Origin of the sequence: Streptomyces sp. CA-111067 (genome assembly GCF_050956065.1) — a bacterium.
In the GTDB taxonomy this organism is placed as follows: Bacteria; Actinomycetota; Actinomycetes; order Streptomycetales; family Streptomycetaceae; genus Actinacidiphila.
This window is the reverse complement of the sequence record NZ_CP192103.1, coordinates 7,743,802-7,765,396: the sequence shown is the minus strand read 5'-3', so window position 1 is coordinate 7,765,396 and position 21,595 is coordinate 7,743,802. Positions and strand designations below refer to the sequence as shown.

Annotated in this window: 21 protein-coding genes; 10 read left to right on the top strand and 11 right to left on the bottom strand. The window is 74.4% G+C overall.

Going from position 1 to position 21,595, the window contains the following annotated elements:
* Positions 1 to 4: 4 nt before the first annotated feature.
* Both ACQPW6_RS34295 and ACQPW6_RS34290 read right to left on the bottom strand, forming a co-directional pair.
* Positions 5 to 1,198, bottom strand: a complete 1,194-nt coding sequence (locus ACQPW6_RS34295; RefSeq protein WP_433893614.1) for an aminotransferase class I/II-fold pyridoxal phosphate-dependent enzyme — start codon at positions 1,196 to 1,198, stop codon at positions 5 to 7.
* A 155-nt stretch (positions 1,199 to 1,353) separates the two neighbouring features.
* Positions 1,354 to 2,037 carry an HAD family hydrolase gene (locus tag ACQPW6_RS34290; protein WP_433893613.1) on the bottom strand — a complete coding sequence of 228 codons (684 nt, stop codon included), beginning with the start codon at positions 2,035 to 2,037 and terminating at the stop codon, positions 1,354 to 1,356.
* 54 nt (positions 2,038 to 2,091) lie between these two features.
* Between ACQPW6_RS34290 and ACQPW6_RS34285 the strand changes: the two genes are divergently transcribed.
* A complete protein-coding gene (locus tag ACQPW6_RS34285) occupies positions 2,092 to 3,558 on the top strand; it encodes a bifunctional phosphatase PAP2/diacylglycerol kinase family protein (RefSeq protein ID WP_433893612.1) in 1,467 nt (488 codons plus the stop codon).
* Positions 3,559 to 3,586: 28 nt separating this feature from the next.
* Here ACQPW6_RS34285 and ACQPW6_RS34280 read toward each other — a convergent pair whose 3' ends face one another.
* Positions 3,587 to 4,012, bottom strand: coding sequence for an SseB family protein (locus ACQPW6_RS34280; RefSeq protein WP_433893611.1), 426 nt, complete (start codon positions 4,010 to 4,012; stop codon positions 3,587 to 3,589).
* Between the two features lie 209 nt (positions 4,013 to 4,221).
* Here ACQPW6_RS34280 and ACQPW6_RS34275 point away from each other — a divergent pair, with 209 nt between their 5' ends.
* Entirely contained in the window at positions 4,222 to 5,214 is a 993-nt protein-coding gene (locus ACQPW6_RS34275; protein WP_433893610.1) for a ketopantoate reductase family protein, read from the top strand.
* A 36-nt stretch (positions 5,215 to 5,250) separates the two neighbouring features.
* Here ACQPW6_RS34275 and ACQPW6_RS34270 read toward each other — a convergent pair whose 3' ends face one another.
* The gene (locus ACQPW6_RS34270) at positions 5,251 to 7,317 is read right to left on the bottom strand and encodes a DUF5107 domain-containing protein (RefSeq protein ID WP_433893609.1); all 2,067 of its coding nucleotides are present in this window, start codon (positions 7,315 to 7,317) and stop codon (positions 5,251 to 5,253) included.
* Between the two features lie 222 nt (positions 7,318 to 7,539).
* Between ACQPW6_RS34270 and ACQPW6_RS34265 the strand changes: the two genes are divergently transcribed.
* Genes ACQPW6_RS34265 through ACQPW6_RS34255 form a run of 3 tightly spaced genes read left to right on the top strand, consistent with a single transcriptional unit; the run spans position 7,540 to position 9,584 of the window.
* The gene (locus ACQPW6_RS34265) at positions 7,540 to 8,352 is read left to right on the top strand and encodes a maleylpyruvate isomerase family mycothiol-dependent enzyme (protein WP_433893608.1); all 813 of its coding nucleotides are present in this window, start codon (positions 7,540 to 7,542) and stop codon (positions 8,350 to 8,352) included.
* 31 nt (positions 8,353 to 8,383) lie between these two features.
* A complete protein-coding gene (locus ACQPW6_RS34260; protein ID WP_433893607.1) occupies positions 8,384 to 9,100 on the top strand; it encodes a hypothetical protein in 717 nt (238 codons plus the stop codon).
* A 10-nt stretch (positions 9,101 to 9,110) separates the two neighbouring features.
* Positions 9,111 to 9,584: an ankyrin repeat domain-containing protein gene (locus ACQPW6_RS34255; RefSeq protein ID WP_433893606.1), complete on the top strand. Its 474-nt coding sequence runs from the start codon at positions 9,111 to 9,113 to the stop codon at positions 9,582 to 9,584.
* Here ACQPW6_RS34255 and alc read toward each other — a convergent pair whose 3' ends face one another.
* The 3 genes from alc to ACQPW6_RS34240 all read right to left on the bottom strand — a co-directional run bounded on the left by alc (position 9,585) and on the right by ACQPW6_RS34240 (position 12,943).
* Positions 9,585 to 10,772, bottom strand: a complete 1,188-nt coding sequence (gene alc, locus ACQPW6_RS34250; RefSeq protein WP_433893605.1) for an allantoicase — start codon at positions 10,770 to 10,772, stop codon at positions 9,585 to 9,587.
* A 178-nt stretch (positions 10,773 to 10,950) separates the two neighbouring features.
* Positions 10,951 to 11,874 carry a LysR substrate-binding domain-containing protein gene (locus ACQPW6_RS34245; RefSeq protein WP_433893604.1) on the bottom strand — a complete coding sequence of 308 codons (924 nt, stop codon included), beginning with the start codon at positions 11,872 to 11,874 and terminating at the stop codon, positions 10,951 to 10,953.
* A gap of 91 nt (positions 11,875 to 11,965) precedes the next feature.
* Positions 11,966 to 12,943: an AraC family transcriptional regulator gene (locus ACQPW6_RS34240; RefSeq protein ID WP_433893603.1), complete on the bottom strand. Its 978-nt coding sequence runs from the start codon at positions 12,941 to 12,943 to the stop codon at positions 11,966 to 11,968.
* Between the two features lie 227 nt (positions 12,944 to 13,170).
* Between ACQPW6_RS34240 and ACQPW6_RS34235 the strand changes: the two genes are divergently transcribed.
* The 4 genes from ACQPW6_RS34235 to ACQPW6_RS34220 all read left to right on the top strand — a co-directional run bounded on the left by ACQPW6_RS34235 (position 13,171) and on the right by ACQPW6_RS34220 (position 16,527).
* Positions 13,171 to 13,842 (top strand): DUF1772 domain-containing protein, encoded by a 672-nt coding sequence (locus tag ACQPW6_RS34235; RefSeq protein WP_433893602.1) that lies wholly within the window; start codon positions 13,171 to 13,173, stop codon positions 13,840 to 13,842.
* Positions 13,843 to 13,946: 104 nt separating this feature from the next.
* Entirely contained in the window at positions 13,947 to 14,642 is a 696-nt protein-coding gene (locus tag ACQPW6_RS34230) for a TetR/AcrR family transcriptional regulator (protein ID WP_433893601.1), read from the top strand.
* Positions 14,639 to 15,544, top strand: coding sequence for an SDR family oxidoreductase (locus ACQPW6_RS34225; protein ID WP_433893600.1), 906 nt, complete (start codon positions 14,639 to 14,641; stop codon positions 15,542 to 15,544). The genes ACQPW6_RS34230 and ACQPW6_RS34225 overlap by 4 nt, the downstream gene beginning before the upstream one ends.
* A 119-nt stretch (positions 15,545 to 15,663) precedes the next feature.
* Positions 15,664 to 16,527: a hypothetical protein gene (locus ACQPW6_RS34220; RefSeq protein ID WP_433893599.1), complete on the top strand. Its 864-nt coding sequence runs from the start codon at positions 15,664 to 15,666 to the stop codon at positions 16,525 to 16,527.
* 47 nt (positions 16,528 to 16,574) lie between these two features.
* Here ACQPW6_RS34220 and ACQPW6_RS34215 read toward each other — a convergent pair whose 3' ends face one another.
* Positions 16,575 to 17,381 carry a crotonase/enoyl-CoA hydratase family protein gene (locus ACQPW6_RS34215; RefSeq protein ID WP_433893598.1) on the bottom strand — a complete coding sequence of 269 codons (807 nt, stop codon included), beginning with the start codon at positions 17,379 to 17,381 and terminating at the stop codon, positions 16,575 to 16,577.
* 214 nt (positions 17,382 to 17,595) lie between these two features.
* Here ACQPW6_RS34215 and ACQPW6_RS34210 point away from each other — a divergent pair, with 214 nt between their 5' ends.
* Positions 17,596 to 18,687 carry a phosphatidylinositol-specific phospholipase C domain-containing protein gene (locus ACQPW6_RS34210; RefSeq protein WP_433893597.1) on the top strand — a complete coding sequence of 364 codons (1,092 nt, stop codon included), beginning with the start codon at positions 17,596 to 17,598 and terminating at the stop codon, positions 18,685 to 18,687.
* Between the two features lie 111 nt (positions 18,688 to 18,798).
* Here ACQPW6_RS34210 and ACQPW6_RS34205 read toward each other — a convergent pair whose 3' ends face one another.
* From ACQPW6_RS34205 to ACQPW6_RS34195, 3 genes are all read right to left on the bottom strand, one after another.
* A complete protein-coding gene (locus ACQPW6_RS34205) occupies positions 18,799 to 19,881 on the bottom strand; it encodes an LLM class flavin-dependent oxidoreductase (RefSeq protein WP_433893596.1) in 1,083 nt (360 codons plus the stop codon).
* Between the two features lie 2 nt (positions 19,882 to 19,883).
* Positions 19,884 to 20,279 carry a nuclear transport factor 2 family protein gene (locus ACQPW6_RS34200; RefSeq protein ID WP_433893595.1) on the bottom strand — a complete coding sequence of 132 codons (396 nt, stop codon included), beginning with the start codon at positions 20,277 to 20,279 and terminating at the stop codon, positions 19,884 to 19,886.
* 305 nt (positions 20,280 to 20,584) lie between these two features.
* On the bottom strand, positions 20,585 to 21,466 hold the full coding sequence (locus tag ACQPW6_RS34195) for a L,D-transpeptidase family protein (RefSeq protein ID WP_433893594.1): 882 nt from the start codon (positions 21,464 to 21,466) through the stop codon (positions 20,585 to 20,587).
* Positions 21,467 to 21,595 lie beyond the last annotated feature (129 nt).

The following is a 21,595-nucleotide window of genomic DNA, read 5'->3' as shown; positions in this document are numbered from 1 at the left end:
ACCCTCAGCGGCCGGGGAGGACCGGGTTGGAGGGGGTCGGGGCTGCGGCCGTGAAAGCGGCGGAAAGCGCTTCGAGCGCGTCGTTCACGTGCGGGAGGGACAGCGGGTCGGACGCGTCGAGCGTGCTGCGGCGCTCGGCCTCCGTACGCCCGTGCAACGCCCCCGTGCTGATCCTGACCCTCGGCTCCGCCGGGTCGTCGCCGAAGCGGTGGCCGCCGGCCACATGCCGGCCGAGCGTCACGGCGAGGTGCTCCTCGAGTTCCGCCGCGTCCAGGCCCGCGACCCGCAGGGTGGGGTAGAGCTGGAAGCCGGCCTGCGGCGGGCGGCAGAGCGCGCCCGCGCCGGTGATCGCCCGGTACGCCGCCGCGGCGGTCCGCGCGTGCAGCCGGTTCGCGGCGGCGGTGCGGTCGGTGACCTCGGGCGGCTCGCCCAGCACGTGAGCGACACCGGCCGCCACCGGCGCGGAAAGCACCGCGCGCAGCGCGGCGAGCGCCTCGGCGGTCCGCTGCCGCCAGGCGGTGCCGTGCTCGGTGGAGGGGAAGCGCGCCAGCGCCGCGGGCACCGACGAGGGCACCAGCGTGGCGCCGAGATCGGCGAGCACCACCGTGTGGTCGGGCAGCATCTCGGCCGGGCTGAGCAGCACCGTGTCACGGTGGTGCAGCGTGTCGCTGTAGGTCTCGTCGGAGATGATCAGCAGGCCCGCCTCGGCCGCGGCCTCGCACGTCTCGTGCAGCAGCTCGGGCGCGCTGACGGTGCCGCTGGGGTCGTCCACCGCGGACAGCAGCAGCAGCCGCGGATCGCCGCCCTCGGCCCGTGCCCTGCGGACGGCCTCCATCAGTGCGACGGGGTCGGGCACGCCGCCGCCCTCCGCCGCGGTCGGCGCGGTGTACACCCGGCGGCCGAGCAGCCGGGTCACCGGTGCCTGCCAGCCGGCGGCCGGCCGGGCCAGCACCGGGTCGCCGTCCACCGCGGACAGCAGCGCCAGCAGCAGCGGTTCCGCGCCGGGCGCGGCCAGCACCTGCCCGGTCTCGCCGGGCAGGCCGCGCCGGGCGAAGTAGCCGCAGGCCGCTTCCAGCAGCGGTTCGCCGCCGCCCACCGGTTCGTCGCCCGCCGGGGCCCGGTCGAGGCTCGCCTCCCAGTACGCGGGGATCGGCAGACCCGGGTCGGGCCTGACGTCGTACGGCAAGATGGGCCGCATTCCGTACCTCCGCTGGATGGGGACGCTGGTGGAAGTCCTTTACGCCCCACCTTGCCCCGGTACGCGGCTTCGCGCACCAGCAGCGGGCGGCCGGGCGACCCCGGCCGGGCGATCCACGGGTCCGCGCGCAGCGCGGCCGGGCGGCCCCGTTCGCGTCAGCCGAGCAGCAGTTCCGGCAGCTCGCGCATGTCGTCGAAGACCACGGTGCCGGGGCCTTCCAGCCGGCCCGCCGGAGTCAGGCCGCCGCAGTAGCCGTACGCGCGCATCCCGGCGGCGCGGGCCGCGGCCACCCCGTACGGGCTGTCCTCGACCACCGCGCAGCGGTCCGGCCGCACCCCGAGGGTGCGCGCGGCGTGCAGGAACAGGTCGGGCGCGGGCTTGCCGCGGGCGACCTCCTCGGCGCTGAAGATCCGCCCGGCGAAGCGCTCGTACAGACCGGTGAGGCCGAGGCTGTGCCGCAGCCCCTCGTGGCTGCTGCTGGACGCCACGCAGGTCGGCAGGGTGAGGGCGTCGAGCGCCTCGGTGACCCCGTCCACCTCGGTCAGCTCGGCCTCGAACGCCTCCAGGTAGAGGTGCCGGTAGGGGGCGTCCCAGCCGTCGGGCAGCCGGCGGCCGAGGTGCGCCTCGACCTCGGCGATCATGTCGCCGTAGGACCGGCCGACGAAGCGCTCGACGATCTCGGCCTCGGCGAGCGGCCAGCCGAGGCCGGCCAGCACCACCGCGTCCACCTTGACGGCGATCTTCTCGCTGTCGACCAGGACGCCGTCGCAGTCGAAGATGACCAGGGCCGGTGTGTCGTGCCGGGACGCCGGATCCGGTGCCTGGCGGGGTGCGCTCACCCGGGGAGCGTACAGCGGCGGCGTGCCGCGGCCGACGAGGGGTAACCGAGCGGCATGACGTACCCCTGGAAGAACTGGGACAAGGCGTTGTTCGCCGAAGTGGCGGGCCGTCACTGGCCGGGCGCGGAGCCCGTGCTGCCCAAGCTGAGCCGGGCGGCCAACCACGGCCGGCTGTGGTTCGCGGTGGCCGCGGGCATCGCGGCGGCGGGCGGACCGTCCGGGCGGCGGGCCGCGGCGCGCGGCCTGGGCTCGCTGGCCCTGGCCTCGCTGACGGTGAACACGGTCGGCAAGGGCGCGGTACGCCGCAGCCGGCCGATCCTGGACGCCGTTCCGGTGATACGCCAGCTGCACCGGCAGCCGATCACCTCCTCCTTCCCCTCGGGGCACGCCGCCTCGGCCGCGGCCTTCGCGGCGGGCGCCGCCCTGGAGTCGACGGGCTGGGGCACCGTGGTCGCGCCGATCGCGGCGAGCGTGGCCTTCTCCCGGATCTACACCGGCGTGCACTACCCCAGCGACGTGCTGGTCGGCTGCGCCCTGGGCGTCGGCGCCGCGCTGACCGTGCGGGCGCTGATCCCGCCGGCGACCGTACGGCCCGAGCCGGGGCCGAAGGCCCCGGCCCCCGCGCTGCCCGACGGTGCCGGGCTGCATGTGGTGGTGAACACCGCCGCCGGGCCGCCGCCGCTGCTGACCACCCCCGAGGTGCGGATCGCCGCGGCGCTGCCGGAAGCGGACGTCGTCGAGTGCACGGAGGACGACGACCTCGCCGAACTACTGGAGAAGGCGGCCCGCGCCGCGGTCGAGCAGAGCGGGGCGCTCGGGGTGTGCGGCGGCGACGGCACGATCCGGCTGGCCGCGGCCGTCGCGCTGCGGCACGGGCTGCCGCTCGCGGTGTTCCCCGGCGGCACCCGCAACCACTTCGCCCTCGACCTGGGCCTGAACACCATCGACGACACCGCCGAGGCCGTGCTGGCCGGCCGGGCCGCCGGGGTGGACGTGGCCAGGACCACCGTGCTCGACACCCCGGGCGCGGCCGGCGAACCGTATCTGAACACCTTCAGCATCGGCTCGTACCCGGACCTGGTGCGGGTACGGGAGCGCTGGTCGCGGCGGGTCGGCAGCTGGCCGGCCGGGGTGCTGGCCGCGGTGCACGTGCTGCGGACCTGCGAGCCGGTGCAGATCGAGATCAACGGCCGGCCGCGCTCGGTGTGGCTGCTGTTCGCGGGCAACTGCCGGTATTCCAGCGTGGGTCTGGCCCCGGTGCGGCGCAAGAACCTGACCGACGGGCGGCTGGACGTGCGGATCGTGGACGGCGGTCCGTACGCCAGGACCCGGCTGGTGGGCGCGGCCCTGACCGGGGTGCTGACCAGGTCGCCGGTGTACGAGGCCGCCGCGGTGCCCCGGCTGCGGGTACGCGTTCCGGGCGCCGGCGTCCACCTCGCCTGCGACGGTGAGGTGGCGCCCGCGCCCGGGGAGCTGCTGCTCGACAAGGTGCCGGGCGGGCTCGTGGTCTACCGCGGGTGAGCGGGCGCCCCGGGCCGGCCGCCGGTGGTCAGTTGCTGCCGCCGACCAGGCCGGCCAGGGCGCGGACCCCCTCACCGGAGATGCTCAGCGCGTCGGGACTGCCGGTGTCGATGGACAGGATCAGCTCGTCGGACGGCCAGGCGCCGCTGAGCGCGGACAGTTGGACCAACCGGTAGCTGCGGGTGCTGGGCAGCGCGTCGGCCATCCGGGTCTCGGAGGTGAAGACCGGCACGAGCTGCCGGCCGTCCTCCTGCTCGTAGACCGGGAGCTGGATCTCGCGGGGCAGCTCGGCGCCGTTCACGCCGGCCGGAAGCTCCTCGACGCCGGGCACCGGCAGCAGCACCTCGCTCACCGCGAGCGTGCTCAGCGCGATCACGTTCTCGCTGCCCTGGGCGATCTCGTGCAGGGCACGCTGCGCGGGGGGCAGGGCGCCGTCGGAGTTGATGTCGGTCATCGCTTTTGGTTTCCTCTCGCCGCTTCTGCGTGCGCGATGGGGTGTGGGTGGAGTCGGCTGCGCGGACCGGCCGCTCGGGGGCCGCTGAACCGGGCACGTACCCGGCAGGGCGCGGAGCATGCCCCCCGCGGCCCCGAAATCGAGTCGCCGGCTGTCCGGCGGGTGGCCGGCGCGGCGGGCGGCGGGCCCGGCGTGGCAGGCTGGGGCGGGTGAGATACCTGATCATCGGCGCGGGCGCGGTCGGCGGAACGATCGGCGGGCGGCTCTACGACAGCGGGCACGATGTCGTCCTGGTCGCCCGCGGCGCGCATCGCGACGCGCTGCGCGCCCACGGCCTGCGGCTCGAACTGCCCGAGCGCACCCTGACGTTGCCGATCCCGGTGGTCGACGGCCCCGCCGACCTCGATCCCCGCCCCGACGACGTGCTGCTGCTCGCCACCAAGACCCAGGACACCGCCGCCGCCCTGCAGACCTGGAGCGGCTACGCCGACCGGCCCGGCGCCGGCGGCCCCGCGGTGGTCTGCGCCCAGAACGGCGTGGAGAACGAACGGCTCGCCCTGCGCCGCTTCCGCGACGTGTACCCGATGTGCGTGTGGATGCCGAGCTCGCACCTGGAGCCCGGAGTCGTCCAGGCACCGGGCGCGCCGCTGACCGGCATCCTGCACCTCGGCCGCTACCCGTCCGGCACCGACGACACCGCCCGGCGGATCTCGGCCGACCTGTCGCAGTCGGGCTTCGACGCGCCCGTCGTCCCGGACGTCATGGCCTGGAAGTACGGCAAGCTGCTGTCGAACCTGGCCAACGCCCTCGAAGCGGTACGCGGTCCGGTGGACGACGACCGGCAGCAGGAGCTGTTCCGCCGGATCAAGGCCGAGGGCGCCGCCGCGCTGGAGGCCGCCGGCATCACACCGGTCACTCCGGCCGAGCAGGCCAGGGTGCGCGGCGACCGGGTGGAGCTGCGCACCCTGAACGGCCGTGCCCGCGGCGGCGGCTCCTCCTGGCAGAGTCTGATGCGCGGCACCGGGTCGATCGAGGCCGACTACCTCAACGGCGAGATCGTGCTGCTCGGCCGCCGGTTCGGCGTCCCGACCCCGCTCAACGAGGCCGTCCAGCGCACCGCGGGCCGGTTCGCCCGGGAGCGCCGCCGCCCGGGCGACCTGACCGCCGCCGAGCTGACCGCGCTCCTGGACGCGGGCCGCTGAGGCCCCGCCGCGCGCTCCCGGGGCCCCGGCTCCCGGTCACGGGCTCTCGGTGTTCATCCGGAAGTCGTAGCCGGGCGGCAGCGGGTGCTCGGCGCGGGCCCGGACGCGTATCTCCTCGGTGACCTGCCCCTCGCCCGCCAGCAGCCGTTCCGCCACGGCGAACCAGGTGTCGGTCAGCGTCTCCGCCCCCTCGTAGAGGTCGGCCACCTCGAAGCCCTCGTCGAACAGCGCTCGGGCGGCAGCTGCGTCGCCCAGGGCCAGCGCGGTCCTGGCCCGCAGGAGCCTGATCCGGCCGCCGTCGAGCAGCCGCCCGTCCCCGCCGGGCAGCGGGTGGTCCAGGACTCGTTCGGCGTCTTCGGGCCGGCCGGCGGCGAGCAGCACCGGGACCGCCTCCAGGGTCAGGGCGCGCCGCACCTCGATCGCCGCCTGCCCGGCCGGGCCCGTCGGATCGGCGCCGTCGAGGAACGTCTCGCGGAGGCAGTCGTACGCCGCCAGGTAGTTGTCGGCGGCCCGGCCGGTCTCGCCGGCGTCGTCCTCGGCGACCGCCAGCGCCCGCAGCACCCAGGGAGACGGGTGGGCGGCCAGCGAGCGCTGCCAGCTGCGGACGGCCTGGGCCCGGTCGCCCGCGGCCCACTGGGCGATGCCCAGGTAGTAGTCGCGGAACCACTCGTTGCCCGGGTAGGTGTCGGCTTCTTCGAGCAGTTCACGCCACTGCGGGGAGACCAGCGAGGGTCCTGGCGGGGTGTCGGCGGCCGGCCGCGGGAAGACCCCGGCCAGCAGGAGTTCCAGCCACGGCTTCTGCCGGTCGTCGAGGGTGCCGGCGGTGAACGGCGTGCCGGGCAGCTGGAAGTGGCCCCGGGCGGTCTCCAGCGCGCCCCAGCCGGAGCCGGTGGCGAGCATGTCCTTGGGCTCGGTGTCGGCGTGGTCGAGCCAGCTCGCGTAGGCGGCCTCCACGGTGCCGCGCGGCAGCGCCTGCTCCAGCCGGCCGGCCGCCTCGGCGCGGGCGGCGGCCCAGTCGTCGCCGTGCACGACCGCCGGGTCGGCGGCGAGCGGGCCGTACGCCTCGAGCCAGGAGAAGTCGCTGTCGGCGGGCATCGGGATGTGTTCGAGCTGGGTGCGGGCCAGGCCCGCCTGGATCTCCAGGTAGCCGCCGGTGCCCGGTTCCGTCAGCCATTCCTGCCAGCGCCGGCCGCCGGAACCGCGGCCCCACACGAACAGCTTGCGACCGCGCAGCAGATCGGTCGACGTCTGCACGAGCCCGCGGCCCTCACCGTCGAGCGCGGTGATCCACCGCCGGTCGCCGTCGCCGATGTCGAAGAAGTAGTCGGCGGCCCGCCCGGCCCTGGCGGGGTAGCTGAGGTCGGTGCCCTCCTCGGCGGCCGGCACCGGAACGTGGCTGAGCGCGCGCGAGTAGCCGAAGTGCCAGGCGGCCTCCGCGGGGGCCAGCACCCGGCTCCGCTCGGTCTCCGGCACCGCGATGTTGGACCACCAGTAGGCGGGGACCGTCCGGTCGTGCGGGTTGCGGACCCGGACGCCGACGTAGAGGAAGTCGGACTCTTCCGGCAGCCAGAAGTCGATCTGGAACGGCAGGTCGCGCAGCCGTTCCCACTCCCACAGCCGCAGCATCTCGCCGCCGTCAGGCGCCGGCACCCGGGCCGCGTGCAGCGGGGCGCAGGTGTGGGCGGCATGGCCGGTCGCGCCGAGGTTCCACTCGACGCCGCCGGAGAACCAGGCACCGGCGAGCGCCAGCGCGGCGGGCTGGAACACCGGGTTGCGGTAGAGCAGTTCACGACCGGTCGGCTTGTGGAACAGCGAGTACAGCCGGCCGCCGAGCCCTGGCAGCACGGTGGCGCGCAGCCGGTCGTTCTCGATCACCAGCGCGTCGAACTCGGCCGGCGCGCGATCCCGCCCGTAGCCGTCGAGGATCCGGACCGGCAGCACCGAGCGCAGCGGCGCGTAGCCGATCTGCCTGGCCATGTCGGCGGGCAGTACCTGGCCGGCCGGAACGGCGGGCGGTTGCAGTGCGGCGAGCGGGCGCAGCGCGGGCAGCGGGTTCTCCGGGCCGAGCGGAGCCGCCGGAATGCTCAGTGCGGTACGTCGCACGGTCGTAGCCAAGGCCACCTCATCCTGCACGCGTGGCCGCCCTCTGCTGCGGCGGCCGTCTGATGACCATGGAACAGGGTTCCCGCCGCGCTGAACAGGGCCTGCCATGGTCAGGGTTGGGCAAAACCCACGGAAACGGTCATCGGTTCGATCCGCCGGCCGGCCCTCGGCGCCCGGCCCCGCGGTCGGCCGCTGTCCGAGGGCGCTGCTACAACGGTCCCCATGACGTCCTCGCGCACCCCGTCCGGCTCCCGCTTCTCCGAACCGCCGTTCCCCGAGCCGCTCTTCGCCGACCGGCTGGAACGGATCGAGGACCGCTCCGACGCGCTGCGCGAGGCGGCCTGCTCGGCTCGGCCAGAGGCGCGCGTCCCGGGCTGCCCCGACTGGAGCGTGCACGACCTGGTCGCGCATGTCAGCCAGGTGCAGCGGTTCTGGGCCGCCACCGTGGCGGCCGGTCCCGCCGCACGGCCGCCGGCGGAGCAGGCCGTGCGCGGCGCCGAGCCATCGGCCGACCTGCTCGACTGGTCGGCCCGGTCCACCGCGGTGCTGCTCGACGCGCTGCGCGCCGCGGGCGAGGAGGCCGGCTGCTGGACGTGGTGGGCGGATTCCGGGCATCCCGCGACGGCCGGGGCGGTGGCCAGGCACCAGGTGCTGGAGGCCGCGATGCACGCCTGGGACGCCCAGGAGGCGGCGGGCGCCGAGCAGCCGCTGCCCCCGCACATGGCCCTGGACGCGGTGGACGAGTTCCTGCATGTCGGCTTCGGCTCGATGGACGGCTGGCCGCACGCCCCCGAACGGGTCGCGCTGGTCTCCCACGAGGGCCCGGCCTGGACGCTGATCCTGGACGCCACCGGCGCCTCGGCGGTGCGCGGCGGACCGGGCGACGGCCCGGAGCCGGGTGCGACACTCCACGGCTCGGCCGGCGACCTGCTGCTGGCCCTCCACCGCCGGTACCCGCTCGACGGTCCTGCCCTGCGGATGACCGGGGACGCCGATCTCATACGGCAGTTGGTGGTCTGGCCGCCGCTCGGCTGAGGACGTACCGTCCTGATGAGGGGTGGTGTCCATGCGGAGTGGAGTGCTGCGTGCGGCTTCTGTGACGGTGGGGGTGGCCGCCCTGCTGTCGGCCTGTACCTCGGGCGGCGGCAACCATTCGCGTCCGAACGCCGACACCCAGGTCAGCACCTCCTTCGCACCTCCGGAGGGCAGCATCGACCGCCCCCGGCCGGTGGAGTGCGTCCAGGGCTGGATCAGCCGCCCCCGCCAGCCCGTTCCCCCCTCGTCGGGCACCCCGACATCGGGCGCCCCCGCCTCGCACGCCCCCGCCTCGCACGCCCCGGCATCGGGCCCGCCGGCTTCCCACGCTCCGTCCACGTCCGACACCCCTTCCGCTTCCTCCGACAAGAACGATGTGACGATCGGCCCGCTGACCTGGCCGGACCTGCGCAGCCTGGCCACCGGCGACCAGAACACCTGGGGCAGCCAGAGCGGCGGCGGCTGGTTCTACAAGATCGGCCCCCGGCTGCAGGCCGGCGCGGAGGTCACCGTGACCGTCGGCGCCGAGCAACGGGCCCGGGCCGGCCTCGAATACGGCGAGGTTTCCGACAACTCCCCCGCCACCTCGGTGGTCTTCCGCAGCTGCCAGAAGGCCGCCACCGGCTTCCCCGGCGGCTTCTTCGTCGCGGGCGACGGCCGCGCCTGCGTGCCGCTCGACGTCCGCGTCGGCGACCAGCCGGCGCAGCGCGTACTGATCTCCTTCTTCAAGGGCGACTGCTCCGCATAGGGTGTGGATCATGACCGAGCCGACCCCCGCGCCCACCTCCCGGCCCTCCTCCGAGGACGGCCCCGCCGCCGAGGACGGACCTGCCGCCGGGGACGCGCCCGCTCCCGACCCCGAGGTGCTGGAGCTCGCCGCCAAGGTCTTCGACCTCGCCCGGCAGGGCGACACCGCGGCCCTGGCGGCCTACGTCGATGCCGGGGTGCCGGCCGACCTGACGAACGACCGGGGCGACACGCTGCTGATGCTGGCCGCCTACCACGGGAACGCCGAGACGGTCCTCGCGCTGCTCCAGCGCGGCGCCGACGCCGACCGGGCCAACGACCGGGGCCAGACCCCGCTGGCCGGCGCGGTGTTCAAGAGCGAGCAGCAGGTGATCGACGCCCTGGTCGAGGCCGGCGCGGATCCGGCCGCCGGGGTGCCGTCCGCGATCGACACCGCCCGGATGTTCGGCAACGACAAGCTCCTGGCCCGGTTCGGCGCGAGCTGATCAGCTGATCGCCGCTATCCGCTCCGTGAGCCGGGCCGCTCCCCGGTCGGTCAGCGAGCCGTGCAGCCGCAGCCGGGCCACGCCACCGTCGGGGAAGATGTCGATCCGCACATGGGTGGCCGGCAGCGGGTCCACCAGGAAGCGGTGCAGGGTGTCGGGCTGGAGCCGGACCCGGGACAGCAGCGGCGCCCACTCGCCCTCCTCGCCGTCGCGTGCCCACAGCTCCACCCAGCCGGCCGAGTTGCCCTTGTAGTAGGCGGTGTCGATCTCGACCGCCCTGATCACGCCCTGCTCCACCAGCCGGTAGCGCACCCAGTCGTGGCCGGTGTCGCGGCGCCTGCGGGTCTCCCAGCCGTCGTCCATCCGGCCGGAGCGGCCGGGCAGGATGCTGTGCTCGGGCGGCGAGAAGAACCGGTCGGAGGCGTCCTCCACGACGCCGCCGTTCTCCAGCGCCACCAGGTCGAAGGTGCCGAGCGCGGCGAGCCACGCCGGGTCGGCCGCCACCTCGCCGAACACCCGCAGCCGGGCGATCCCGCCGTCCGGGTACTGCCGGAGCCGCAGATGCGTGAAGCGGCGCTCCACATGCACCTCGAACCCGTTCTCCGCGTGGCCGGCGACCGGTGTGCGGGCGATCAGCTCGGTCCACTCCACCGCCGGGTCGAGCAGCTCCTCGGGCGACGCGGACAGCGGCTGGGCGGTGGCCTCCACCGATACCGCCTGCGGGTAGTTGCCGCGGAAATGCGCGGTGTCGACCACTATGCCGCGGATCACCCCCGGCGCCCCCAGCCGGATCAGCGCCCAGTCGTGGTCACCGGGTCCCGGATGCGGCTCCCCCGCGGACGCTCCGCGCCGCCGGCGGGACTCCCAGCCGTCCATCACCTTGCCCTTGTGGGCGAAGCGCTCGGGGTCGAAGACCGCGGGCTCGCGCACCAGCAGGTTCTCCCGGTCGGCGAAGAACTCGTCATTGGCCGCGACCACCCCCGCCCCGAGCCGCCGGTCGGCCAGATCCGGCAGCTGCGCGAAGGGCAGCGGCGTACTTCGGTAGTCGGCGTACGGATTCCCGCCCCCGTACGGCAGCGCGTCCCCCGTGAAGCAGGTCAGGTCGGTGAACGACCGCGCCTCCCCCCGCGCCCCGGCCCCCGCACCCGCTCCGGCGCCGTGCCGTACAGCACTCCCCTGCGTCGTCATCCCCGCTGCCCCCTCTGTCAGATGTGGCGGTCAGACCTCTCGGTCAGATGTAGCGATCAGAAGCGGTCAGACCCACCGGCCAGAGGCCAGATCCTCCGGCGCGGTCCCGCTGTCGTCATGCCACTACTCTCCGCCAGCCCGACCCTTCACGTCCATCGAAACTTACTGAACCAACCGTTCAGTCCAACTGAACGGTTGGATCCAGCTCCGCCGCCTGCCGCAGCGCCCCCAGCGTCCGCCGCAGCAACGGCGCGTCCTCCGACCCGGCCCGCACCGCCCCCACGATCCGCCGCCGCGGCCGGTCCGCTTCGAGCGGCCGCACCGCGACCTCGCTCCGCAGCCCGCCCGAGGTCGCCATCCGCGGCACGAGCGCGATCCCCATCCCCGCCGCGACCAGCGCGAAGATGGCCGGCCAGTCAGCCGCGGCATGCGCCTGCTCCGGGACGAATCCGGCGTCCGCGCAGGCCGCGAGCGTGATCTCGCGCCACGGCCCCCGGCTGCCGAAGATCCACGGCTCCTCCGAGAGCAGCGCCAGCCGCAGTCCCGGGGTCCGCGCCAGCGGGTGCGCGGCCGGCAGCGCGATGTCCAGCGGGTCGGTGAGCAGCGGAAACAGCACGAATCGCGGATCGCGGGCGGTGGGTGCGTCCACGGCGAGCGAGAGCGCCAGATCGACGTCGCCGGCGGCCAGGTCCTCGTACACCTCGGCGGCCTCGGTCTCGCGGACCGACAAGGTGATGCCGGGCGCCGCGCGCCGCAGCAGCTCGGCTGCTGGTACCACCAGCCGGGTGATGGCGGTCGCGATCGTGCCGACCCGTACCAGCCCGGACTCCCCCTGCGCGTAGCCGTCGAGCTCGGCGCCGGCCCGTTCCAGCTGGGCGAACACCACCTCGGCGTGCCGCAGCAGTACGTGCGCGGCGCCGGTCAGCCGCACCCCGCGCCCGCGCGCCTCGATCACCGGAGTGCCGACCTGCTTGGACAGCGCGGCAAGTTGCTGCGAGACGGCCGAGGGCGTCATCCGCAGCGCGTTCGCCGCGGCCGTCACCGTGCCGGTGTCATGCAGCGCCCGGAGGATCTGCAGCTTCCGTAGGTCCCAGTCTTTCATGCAGCCAGCCTAAACAGTGCGCCACGAACCGTTCGCCCAGCCCACCGTCAGCAACCTGGCCCCCGCGCGGAGAACCGCGAAGAACGCGGCCCTACGAAGCGGCAGCCGCCGCCTCGCGCCCGGCCGCCTCCCGGTACTGCTGCGGGCTCACCCCGCGCACCCGCTTGAACGCCGCACTCAGCGCGAACGGGCTCCCGTACCCCACCTTCCGCGCGACCGCGGCGATCGTCGCGTCCGGCTCGCGCAGCAGGTCCGCGGCGAGCGCGAGCCGCCAGCCGGTGAGGTACGACATCGGCGGCTCGCCGACGAGTTCGGTGAAGCGCCGGCCGAGCGCGGCCCGCGACACGCCGGTCCGCGCCGCCAGTTCAGCGACGGTCCACGGATGCGCCGGACCCTCGTGCAGCAGCCCGAGCGCCGGGCCGACGACCGGGTCGCTCTGCGCCGCGTACCAGGCCGGCGTGCCGGTCTCCGGCCGGGAGAACCAGGCGCGCAGCACCGCGATCAGCAGCAGGTCGAGCAGCCGGTCGAGGACGACCTCCTGGCCGGGCTGGTCCCGCACGATCTCGTCGCACAGCAGGGCGGGCAGCGGGCTGCTCCAGGCGTCGCCCGGCAGCACCAGGACCTGCGGCAGCGCCGTCAGCAGCCGGCCGCTGATCTCGCCGTGCATCTGGTAGGTGCCGCTGATCAGCACCGCCGAATCCGGCTGCTCCTCCTCGCCGTCCGTCCTGTCGCCCCAGGTGCGCACGCCGAGGTCCATCTCCTCGCACAGCTCCTCGCCCTGCGGGGTGGTCGAGACCTGGCCGGGCTGGATGACGATCCGCGGCTCGGTGGCCGGATCGTCGGCGACGGTGTACGGCGCCGGGCCGCGCACCACCGCGATGTCGCCGGGGCGCAGCCGCACCGGCGGTGCTCCGTCTGGCACCACCCAACCGCCGTTCGACACCATGTACATCAAGGTCAGCGGGGCCCGGTCGGCGATCCGCAGCGACCAGGGGGTGGTGAGGACCGACCGCAGCAGGAAGGCCCCGCGGGCCCGCGGGCCGTCGAGCAGACTCGCCAGTGCGTCCATGGCGTTCAGCTTATTCGACCGGTGTTCGAAGGGGACGGTCCCCGATCGCGCAGCCGGACCGCCCACCCGGCAGAACGCCCGTCGCACGACGCCGCACGCGCAACGACCGGCCCCGGCGAGCCCCCGCCGCACAACACCCGCGCCCGGCCAGGACCCTGGACGCCCGCGCATGCCGATGAGCTTTTCAGCGATGGTCCGGCCCCCGCCCGCACCGCTTCACTGAGGACATGACGACGACCTCGCCCTACGGGCACCCCACCAACTCCGGCCCCCAGCAGCCCTGGTCGAACCAGCCGCAGCACCAGCAGCGCCAACACCACCGCCCGCAGCCGGGATTCCCGCGCCCGCCGGGCCGACTGCCGGTCCCGCCTCCACCCGCCCCCCGTTCGAAGGGAGTTGCCGTGAACGGCGACATCCGCAGCCTCGTCCTGCTCGCCGCCACCCTCACCACCGGTCTGATGGCGGGCCTCTACTTCGCCTTCTCCGTCGCGGTGATGCCGGGCCTCGGCAAGGCCGACGACGGGACGTTCATCGAGGCGATGCAGCGCATCAACGTGTCGATACTCAACGGGTGGTTCGGGCTGGCCTTCGGCGGCGCCCTGGTGCTCGGCGGGGTCGCCGCCGCGCTGCACTGGCGCGGCGAGGGACGCTCCGCACTGCCCTGGATCATCGCCGGGGTGGTGCTCTACGCGCTCTCGCTGTTCATCACCATGGGCCTCAACGTGCCGCTCAACGACAAGCTCGCCGCGGCCGGCGGCGTCGGCGGGATCCACGATCCCGCCGCCGTCCGGGCGCACTTCGAGTCCACCTGGGTGCACTGGAACACCGCTCGTACCGTCGCCTGCACCGCCGCCCTCGGCTGCCTCGCCTGGGCGATGCGCACCGCCGGCCGGGCCTGAACCTCGGGGCCGGGCACCGGGCGGATCTGCCGGAGCGCTCCGTGTGCTTTAATAAATGAACGATCATTTATTAAAGCCGCGACGACTGCGAAGGAGCTGCTGCCATGGCCGGGCGCCCCCGGACGATCGACGACGCGACGATCCTGCGTGCGGCGGTCGAGGTGATCGGCCGCAGCGGGCCCGACGGGCTGACGCTCGCGGCGGTCGCCAAGCAGGCCGGGGTGGTGCCCGGCACGCTGATGCAGCGCTTCGGCTCCAAACGCGGACTGCTGCTCGCCATCGCCGACCACTCGCTGGACGGCATGACCGAGCGGCCGGCCAGGATCCGCGCCCGACACCCGTCCGCCGTGGCCGCGTTGACGGCGCTCCTGGTGGAGTGGGCGGAGCCGCTGGCCACCCCCGAGTCCTACGCCAACCACCTGGCGTTCCTCTGCGTCGACCTGACCGACCCGGACTTCCACCAGCGGGCGCTTGCCATACAGCGTGCCCGACGCGGCGCGGTCACCGGCCTGTTGGCGGAGGCCGCCGAGGCGGGCGAACTCCGGCGGGACGGCTTCCCCGGCGTCGGCGCCCTGACGGAGGCGGCGTTGGCGGTCACCTCGGGCGCCGGCCTGCTGTGGGCCGTCGACCGCGAGGGCACGCTCGCGCAGCGGTTGAGCGCAGCGCTGGCCACCGTACTGGCACCGCACCTCACGGGCCCGCCACCGACCGGTTCGCCGCCGCCGACGGGCCCGGCCACGCGGCCCACCGGCCCCACCGCTCCAACCGCGCCCGCACCCACGACAGGAGAGCCCCGATGACACCCTCGCTGGCAGGAAAGGTCGCCCTGGTGGCAGGCGGGACCCGCGGCGGCGGACGCGGGATCGCCGTCGAACTCGGCGCGGCCGGCGCCACCGTCTACGTCACGGGCCGCAGCAGTACGACGGCCGGCCGGTCCGATCTCGACCGGCCGGAGACCGTCGAGGAGACGGCGGAACGGGTCACGGCCGCCGGCGGGCGCGGCATCGCGGTGCGTACCGACCACGGCGAACCCGCCGCCGTACGCGCGCTGGTGGACCGGATCGGCGCCGAGCAGGACGGCCGGCTCGACATCCTCGTCAACGGTGTCTGGGGCGGCGATCCGCTCACCGACTGGGACCACCCGCTGTGGGAGCAGGATCTCGACCGGGGGCTGCGGCTGCTGCGCCGCGCGATCGACACCCACATCATCACGAGCCGTTACGCCCTGCCGCTGCTGGTCGCCCGCCGCGAGGGCCTGGTGCTGGAGATCACCGACGGCGACTCGGCGCGCTACCGGGGCAGTTTCTTCTACGACCTCGCCAAGTCCTCGGTGATCAGGCTGGCGTTCGCGCAGGCGGCGGAGCTACGCCCGTACGGCATCGCGGCGGTGGCGCTCACCCCGGGCTTCCTGCGCTCGGAGGCGCTGCTCGAAGGCTTCGGCGTCACCGAGGACACCTGGCAGGAGGGCGCGGCGAAGGACCAGCACTTCGCCTTCTCCGAGTCGCCCGCGTATCTCGGCCGGGCGGTCGCCGCGCTTGCCGCCGATCCGGAGATCATGGCCAAGAGCGGCCGGGCGCTGGCGACGTGGAACCTGTCGCGGGAGTACGGCTTCACCGACGCCGACGGCTCACGGCCGGACTGGGCCGCGCACTGGGCCGAGTCCCTTGAGGCCGAGGCCGGCCCGCTGGGCGATCCGCTGTAGCCCGCGCCGGTGCCGGCCCCGGGCCGCGCGATCGGCAACCGCGACGGCGGATGGCGCGTCATCCTGGAAGAAGCCCCGTTCGGGGCGCGTACGGGCACGTAGCGGCGGGGGCCGGATACGTGAACGGCAGAGACGACCGGTGGAAGCGGGTGCTGCGGGACGGGCTGCGGCCGCCGCCGCGCAGGCCGCAGTTGACGACGACCGGCGAGAAGCCGTGGGTCCGCGCCGAGCCGTCGGGCGCGTGTCCGGTGCCGGCGGCCGAACGGGACTGGATCGAGACCTGGTTGGCGTGGTGCGAGCGGGACTTCGGCGTCGAGGCCGCACGGCGCGAGGTCGCCCTGCCGCTGCCGCCGCTGCTGCCGGCCGGCTTCACCGGCGGCCTCGCCGAGGTGAACCGGCTGGTCGCGGGTGTCTGCGCGGTGATGGACGTGGACTCCGACCGGCTCGCGGTGCACTGCTTCGAGGGGCCCGCGCCGGACGAACTCCCCGCGCGGCCGCGCGAACGGCACCGGACCGTCGGCACCTACCGCAAGGTGCTCGGCCGCTCGCTGATCGAACTCGACCTGCGGGAGGCCGCGGACCCGGCCGCGTTCGCCGCGATCATCGCCCATGAACTCGGGCACGTCCGGCTGCTGGGCGAGCGCCGGATCGACGGGATCGACGTCGATCACGAGCGGCTCACCGACCTGCTGACGGTCTTCCTCGGGATGGGCGTCTTCAACGCCAACGCCGCCTACCGGTTCACCAGATCGGCGTCGGGCTTCTCCGTCCTGCCGCTCGGCGACCTCACCGAGCGGATGCTCACCGGCAACGCGCTCGACCCCACCCACCACCTCGGCTACCTCAGCGAGCGGGAGTTCGGCTACGCGCTGGCCTGCTGGTGCCGGCAGCGCGGCGAGAGCGATCCGCCGTGGGCCGCCCGCCTCAACTCCGGGGCGCGGGCCGTCTTCCAGCAGGGACTGCGGTATCTCGCGAGCCGCTGACCACCGCGCCGCCGACGCGCCCTGGAAGCGGCACCGCCGACACAGCGTCAGGAGCCGTGCCGCCCCTCGCCCGCCGCGAACCGTGCCGCGCCCGCCGCCGCTTCGGCCAGCGACACCCTGCCGTGCCGCAACTCGGCGGCCAGCGCGTCCTGTTCGGACAGGCCCTGCTGTTCGAGCAGCGCGAGCCGGTCGTGCCGCAGGCAGGTCTGCGGGAAGCCGGCGATCTCGGCGGCCAGTTGCTCGGCCGCGGCGCGCGCGGTGCCGACCGGTACGACCCGGTCCACCAGGCCGATGGCCAGCGCCTCGGCCGCGTCCACCGGGCGGCCGGTGAGGATCAGGTCCATGGCCCGGCCCGCGCCGATCAGCCGGGGCAGCCGTACGGTGCCGCCGTCGATCAGCGGCACACCCCATCTCCGGCAGAACACGCCGAAGACCGCGTCCTCCTCGGCGACCCGCAGGTCGCACCACAGCGCCAACTCCAGGCCGCCCGCGACCGCATGGCCCGCCACGGCGGCGATCACCGGCTTGCCGAGCCGCATCCGGGTCGGCCCCATCGGTCCGTCGCCGGTCTCCGCCACCACGTTGCCGCGCTCGGTGCCGATCGCCTTGAGGTCGGCGCCCGAGCAGAAGGTGCCGCCCTCGCCCCACAGCACGGCGACGGCCGCCTCCTCGTCCGCGTCGAACGCCCGGAAGGCGACGGCGAGTTCCCGCGCGGTGGGTCCGTCCACCGCGTTGCGCGTCCCGGGCCTGGACAGCACGACGGTGCTCACCGCCGCCGCGCGCTCGGTGCGTACGGCCGTCCCGGCCTCGGTCATCGACATCACCTCTCGGTCGGGCGTGACGGGCTCGCACATCCGTCACCTGGGCTGGACCAGCCTGCCAGCCGCAACCCCGGACGCCGAGCAGCCACTCCCGCCCGCCGCCAACTCACGCCCCCCGCCGACGCGTTCGGCTCGAATCGGAGCTGACAGCGCGATTCCAGGTGGTGTTATGTGTCATGTCTCCGCCGATTCATGCGTTCCCGGCACCGTCCTGACGGAGAGAGCCGCCCCCCACAGGAGGACACACGTGACCCGTCCGCTGTCCAGCCGAGTCGCCACACGACTGCGCACGGCACTGCTCGGCACGCTCACCGCGTGCCTGGCGTTCACCCTCGCCGGAGCCGGAGGGGGCGCGACCGCGTCCGCCGCCGACACCGGTTCCCTTCCGCTGTCCGGCAGCACCGCGTCCGGACTGCACAACACCTACGACCCCGCCACGTTCAGCTATCTCGCGCAGGCGCTCGACACGGGCACCTCGATGATCGAACTGGACGTCTGGGACGACTTCGTCACCCAGGAGTGGAAGGTCAGCCACTCCAACCCGCTGGGCAACAGCAACAACTGCGTGAACGCCTCGTCCGCCTCGCAGCTGTACTCCGGCGGCGCCAACAAGGACCTGGAGAGCTGCCTGGACGACGTACGGGTCTGGCTCGGCGCGCACCCGGGGCACGGTCCGCTGATCATCAAGCTGGAGCTGAAGGCCGGCTTCCAGGCGACCTTCGGGATGAGCGCCGCCAAGCTCGACAGCTCGATCAGCGCGCACCTGGGCAGCCTGGTCTACAAGCCCAACGACCTGCTGAACAAGCCGGGCGGCGGCCAGTACGCCACCCTGGACGACGCCGCCAAGGCCGGCAACTGGCCGACCCGGCAGCAGCTCGCGGGACGGGTGCTGCTCGAAGTCATCCCCGGCACCGTCGAGGAGGCCAACCCGACCGACAGCCTCTGGACGGACAAGGAGTACGCGACCTACCTGCGCGACCTGCACAGCCAGGGCAAGACGGCGCAGGCGAACATCTTCCCTTCGGTGCACAACGCCCAGGCGGGCGACCCGCGTTCGCGCTACTCCGACACCTCGCTGCGGCCGTGGTTCGTGGCGTTCGACGGTGACGCGGCGACCTACCTCAACGGGTCGATCGACACCAGCTGGTACGACACCAACCACTACCTGCTGTTCATGACCGACTCGCAGAACGTGGCGCCGGCCCTGGACGACGTCAACCCGGCGCCGGCCGACGCGGCGGCCCGGGTGGCGCAGCTGGCCAAGGCGCACGCGACCATCGCCTCCAACGACTGGAAGGGCCTGCCCCAGGTCCAGTCGCTGGTCGTACCGCGCGGCTGAGACCAGGCAACGCACAGCAGCACGGCCGTGAACGGCGGCAGGCACCCGGTGGCAGGCGAACTCGCCACCGGGTGCCTGCCGTTCGGGCGCCCGACGCGCCCGGTGGGACCGTCAGGCCGGGATGCTCCGCGCGATCCCGGCGGACAGCCCGTCCGTGTCGAGGAGCGCGAACTGCCCTCCCCGTTCCGGCTCGTGGTGCGGATCGCCGTGCGGATCGCCGTGCAGAGCGCGGACGGCGGGCGCGGCGCCGGCGAGGGTGCGCAGCGCTTCCGCCGACCACGGACCGTCCACCCCGAGCAGCACATGGCCGATGCCGAGCTCCGCCAAGTGGCGGCAGCGCGCGACCAGTTCGGCGGCCGGCTCCTCCGGGTGCAGCCGGACGCCGGCCGAGACGTCGATCTCCCCGACCGCCCGTCCGGCCTTGCGGCACTGCACGGCGAGCACGTCGAGCTTGCCGCTGAGCGCGGCGTCCCCCTGGCCGTCGTCGAGCAGGTCGCACGCGTCGGCGTAGCGGGCCACCAGCGGCAGCATCCGCGCCTCACCGTGCCCGGCGATCAGCACCGGCGGGTACGGGCGGTCGTACGGCTCGGCGGGAACGGGCAGCAGGCCGGCTGACGGGTCCCGGTCGTCGGCCCACAGCAGGTGGGCGACCCTGAGCAGGTCCTCGATCCGTTCGAACTCCGCCGCGGGCGCCGACGGGGCCGCCCCGGGGGCGGGTTCGGCCGTCTCGGCGCCGACGCCGAGGCGGACCCGGCCGCCGGAGAACACGTCGAGCACGCCCACGGCCCTGATCAGCGGTCCCGCCGCGAGCCGGCCCGCCGGGCCCACCATCGCGCCGAGCCTGACCCGTTCGGTGCGCGAGGCGAGGAAGCCGAGCGTGGCGTAGGCCGTCAGCAGCTCCTCGTCGGGCGAACCGGCCGGCAGCAGCCCGTCCCGCGCGCCGGTGCCGTCGTCGGCCGCGCCGCCGCCCAGCAGCCGGTCGGCGATCCACACCGTGTCGATGCCGAGCCCTTCGGCCGCCGTGACGACCTCGTCCAACTCTGCTACTCCGGCGTGCGGTTGGCCGCTTCGTGCGTTCTGGAATCCGTGGACGTCCTGGACGCCCTGGACGCGCCGAGCGCTCTGGAAGCGCTGGGCGTTCTCGTCGCCCTCGGCACTGTGTGCGTACTCGTCGACACTGATGCTGATCCGCATGGCTATGCCTCCGGTCCTCGGTGGACGCCGGTCTGGCTGAGGTGCACGGCCGCCAGTCTCCAGACGCCGTCCTCCTCGACGATCATCTGCGTCACGCGGAAGTAGCCGTCCGCGTCCCGCCCGTCGTAGATGCTCTGCTGCCCCTGCGTCCCCACCGCGACGGCGGCGCCCCGGTACCGGTGCACGGTCACGTCCTCCCAGGTGAACGCGTCATGGATGAGCGCCCCCGAGGCGTACCTGTCCAGCCACTGCTTCTTGTCGAGTACGAAGCCCCGGGGTCCCACCGCGGTGAAGTCGGCGGTCAGCAGGGCGTCCAGCGCCGCCACGTCGCCGAGTCGTTCCGCCTCGGTCCAGCGCCGTGCGAAGTCCGCCAGATCCTGGTCGTGGTCCATGCCCATGCCGATGCCTCCATTGCCCGCGGGGAGTGCGGTGCGGGCCGGGGGCGCGGCCCCCGTCGGTCGATGCGGTTTCCGGTACACGTCTCCGGTAACCACAAGACTCCCGGAGGGGCCCCGATGTGACATCGACCGGCAGGATGTTTCGGCGGTACTCCCCCGGTCAGTGCGGGCCGCCGGGACCCGTACTCCCGTGGGAGTAACCGGCCCCCCGAGCCTCCATCGGCCGACTCCCCACGGAGCGGCGGCAGTTGACTCCGTGACGCGGTGAACCGGCCCGCGGCGTCCGACCCGGGCGGCGGCGGGGGCTATTCGGCGAGCGAGCCGTGGTCGCCCATCACGATGACCGGGTGGTCGGCGGGCACCAGCGTGTGCAGCAGGTCGACCATGTGCGACGCGGCCACGCTCACGCAGCCGTGCGTGGGGCCGCCGTGATCGACGTGCACCCAGATCCCGCCGCCGCGGCCGGCGCCGAGCGGCTGGGTGCCGTCGAGCGGCGAGTGGCCGGGCACCCGGTTGTAGTCGATCGCGATGACGTAGTCGAACGCCTCGTCGAGCGGCTCGCCGTCGAAGCCGACGCCGCCCGCCTGGAACGCGGACGAGTGGTGGTACGGCAGTTTCGAGCCCGGGTTCTTCTCGAAGCCGCCGGCGTCATGCAGCGTGTAGACGCCGATCGGGCTGTGCAGGTCGCCGGCGTGGTGGTCGCTGGTCCAGCCGCGCAGCGCGTTGTGCGCGGGCCAGACGGCACCGGCCTTCCAACCGCCGTCGGTGGTACGGGTCCACAGCGTCACGGTGGAGTCGGCCGAGTTCTTCGCCTTGCCCGAGGCCACCAGCACCTGCTTGGTGGACGCCGGGATGGCGGCGCGGGTCTTCGGGCCGAGGCCGGTGATCACCTTGGGCGCGGCGTCGCGGACGCTCATCGTGCCGGGCGCGGCCGGCTTGGTGGCGGCGGGCGCGGGCGCGCTGGTCGAACTCGGCCGCGGCGGGACCTTCGCGCTGGCCTCGGCGGACGAGCCGTGGCCCTCGACGAGCACCACGTACCCGGCGCCGATCACCGCCACCCCGAACACCCCGGAGGCAGCCGCGAACACACCACGGCGCATCGTCCTGCGACGGCGCCGATGGCGGTGCCGGCCGCGGGCCGACGAGGTGGTGTTGTCGGGGAACGGGCGGTCGGGAGCAGAAGTCATCCCCACAATCCTCCCAAGCCTCCCCCGCTCCCCGACACCGGGGTCGCCAACCGCCCGATTAGTCCGCCGACTCACCTTTGCGCCGGTGCGGCGCGCTGGTGTCGTACCGGCCGGGCGGGCAGACGTGGG